Source organism: Streptomyces gottesmaniae (assembly GCF_031845845.1).
In the GTDB taxonomy this organism is placed as follows: Bacteria; Actinomycetota; Actinomycetes; order Streptomycetales; family Streptomycetaceae; genus Streptomyces; species Streptomyces akebiae.
Window position 1 is genome coordinate 1 of record NZ_JAVRFJ010000176.1, and the last position, 397, is coordinate 397.

The window sequence follows — 397 nt, forward strand, 5'->3', positions numbered from 1 at the left end:
TATTTGCCCTCATCGTCGTGGCGAATCTCGTCATGATCGTCTTTCTTGAGGGATTGCATTTCCTCCTGCCCGGTGATCCAGCCTGTTACGAGCTAGTGCAGAACTGTTCGCCGAGGTGACGTCGCGACCCGTACTTAGCAGGCACCGACTCGTGTGGTCGCGTGGTGGGAGTTGGGGATAATGGGGGCGTGATGTCATCGACTGGAAGTTCCGTCAGCACGTCAGGTCTTGTTCTGCCCTCCACGCCGCTCGCCGAGCCGGGCAAGGAAGTGCCACTCGTGGTGAATACCCCGAGTCGTGCCAAGCCTCCTCGTCACTGGATCGATCTGAGCATCGAAGAAAGGGTGCAGGCCGTCAAGGATTTCGGTGTGCCGGCTTTCCGTGCTCGGCAGATTTC

1 pseudogene is annotated in these 397 nt (G+C 58.7%); it reads left to right on the plus strand.

The annotated features are described in order from the left end of the window. Positions 1 to 188: 188 nt before the first annotated feature. A pseudogene (locus tag RM704_RS44945) lies at positions 189 to 397 on the plus strand (hypothetical protein); the annotation flags it as partial.